The sequence below is a fragment of the Candidatus Aegiribacteria sp. genome (assembly GCA_021108435.1).
Classification (GTDB): Bacteria; Fermentibacterota; Fermentibacteria; order Fermentibacterales; family JCC-6; genus Aegiribacteria.
Genome location: JAIOQY010000060.1, coordinates 1 through 2,244 on the forward strand (window position 1 = coordinate 1; position 2,244 = coordinate 2,244).

At 41.7% G+C, this 2,244-nt stretch carries 2 protein-coding genes; both read right to left on the reverse strand.

The genetic code is table 11. The features are described from left to right. Window positions 1-119 precede the first annotated feature (119 nt). Window positions 120-608 (reverse strand): hypothetical protein, encoded by a 489-nt coding sequence (locus K8R76_03555; protein MCD4847249.1) that lies wholly within the window; start codon window positions 606-608, stop codon window positions 120-122. Window positions 609-887: 279 nt separating this feature from the next. Then, complete coding sequence (locus K8R76_03560; GenBank protein ID MCD4847250.1) at window positions 888-1,916, reverse strand: hypothetical protein; 1,029 nt, start codon at window positions 1,914-1,916, stop codon at window positions 888-890. Between the last annotated feature and the right edge of the window lie 328 nt (window positions 1,917-2,244).

The window sequence follows — 2,244 nt, forward strand, 5'->3', positions numbered from 1 at the left end:
ACATAAGCTTCCCAGAAAATAATACACCTGACTGGCAATACTGCTTTACTATTACTGTCTGAAAGCTTCGACTTAAGGAGAAAAAATCTCAATGAATCCTGAGATAGATAGGATAAATCTTATTGGCTCGTTACTCCTATCGCAAACCAGCAATCTGTGCACTTCATATGAGGATACTCCAGATCCTCTCTTAGCTCAATAGTAATTTTTAACGAGTCCATATTGAAGTTATAACTGTAATCAAGCAACTGGGTCCCACAAGGATAGAAATAGTCGAGCATTACAAGATACCCATCCTCAGGGAAAAGTGTATCAAGTCGAGGCACCCAATCATACCAGTAATCAATGTACTCGAAAACCGAATCCAGATGAGCGGGGGATTCGATAAGATAAAAGCCATCACCGGAATGAACATAAGGCATGGCACTTAATTCGTTCTCGTAAACATTCTGATCAAATACTGCCAGAATATCGAATGGCAGTACTGTGAAATACTCCCTGGTAAAGTATTCCCAATCGGGTCCACCGCATCCAAAAAAGACTAGAAGCGCAGACAAACCAAATAGAATGCTCTTAATTTTAATTCTTCTGAACATATAGATCAGCATCCATTCATCCTTTTTCGGTTAGCTCTTTAACTTACAGGTTAAGCATATCCCAAGAATATTGCACAGTCAAATAGCCAGCCACCTGTCTGAGAGTTGGAACACTTTTTGCGGTTGGTTATGCGAAATAGTAAAATAAATAGGCCATATTTGTAGGTGACTGGCCTACTGTGATGTTTCAGCGAGCATTATGCATTTTTAGCGAATCTCTGAAACTACTTAAATGAATAAAGATACTCTCTGTACTCTTGGTATTAATGCCGAGTAGTATTTGGAACTATTCTACAGTTTTAGCAGCATCACTACAGATGAGATATCACCCGAAGATAATCTTGCAGAATAGATACCATCAGGAAGCTCTGCACCAGATGTCGATCTCCCATTCCATTGATAGATTGCTTCTCCGCTGTCATAAATAGGCTCTATCTCGGTGACCAGTCTTCCGGAAAGATCAAAAATCTGGAGATTAGATGTAGTGTCTATTAAGCCTGGAACTGAGACTGTCACTGAAATTGAAAACGGATTGGGTGAGGCTTCAAGTTTCAGGTTAGAAAACGAACCTGATGATTCCTCAATACTCATGCCATAGTATACAAGTGAAATCAGATCTGTATCAGGATCACTCAACCATAGAAATTCATCTGTTGGCATTTCAAGGTAATCAGCAATTCCAACAACATTGTTGATATCGTAGAAATGCCAGTTATAAGTGAATCCGCCCAAGTTGAAAGCCTGAACATTATCGTAGAGATCACCACATGCAATCCAAATCGAACCGTAACCCAGCGAGATCGCAGCATCATAGAAGATATCTGGTGCTTCGGACAGATCAGCAATCAGTTCCATTTGATCAAAGACAAGGGGAGGATAGGCCGCAAATGCAGCATCTGCGACATCATCAGTGATCAGGAGTGCTTCAGGAAGGTACGGTGCAATATTGTTGTTAAAGCCGAGCCCTCTGATAGATGATATCCCTGAATCGGAGAAATCGTAAGAACCAAGGTAGGAACCATCGTCAGACATGGCATGAAGAATAGCTGTTCCCCCATCTGCATAATATAAAACACTATCCCCCCAGGCCAGGCCAGTTGGTGTGGCAGTTCCTATAACCGGGAATTGGTTAAGAATGCTGCCATTGTAGTCCAGTTCGTAGATCTGCAGCGTACCATCATCGATCGCCCATACTCTATCAATGCTGCTTCCAAGTCCTATTACATTATCGCCTGGTGCTGAAAAACAATATACAATATCCCCGGAAGCGTTCACTGCCGAAAATAGTAAGAAGAATGAACTGATGAATACAATTCTCATATCAATCACCTCCTAGTAATGTATGATTCTATCCTTATTCTACTTTGTGGTTGCAGAATGAGCAAGAATAGAAATATTCAATAGTTCATTGAAGGGTGCATTTGCTTGTATGGCTGCCAGGCAGGGATTTCCTTCGGAGAACCTTCGGTTTCATTTCGACTCGCTTTGCTCGCTCAGTGTAAACCCACCGTTTTGATCTTCGATCAAAGGTCCGAATCGTGAACTTCAACACAAAAGCAAAAGCCCCCTAGAAGGAGGCATTAACTTTTGTCGTTTTATTGGTGGGTGGCACTAAGTGGCTATTGGTGGGTGGCACTAAGTGGCTGGC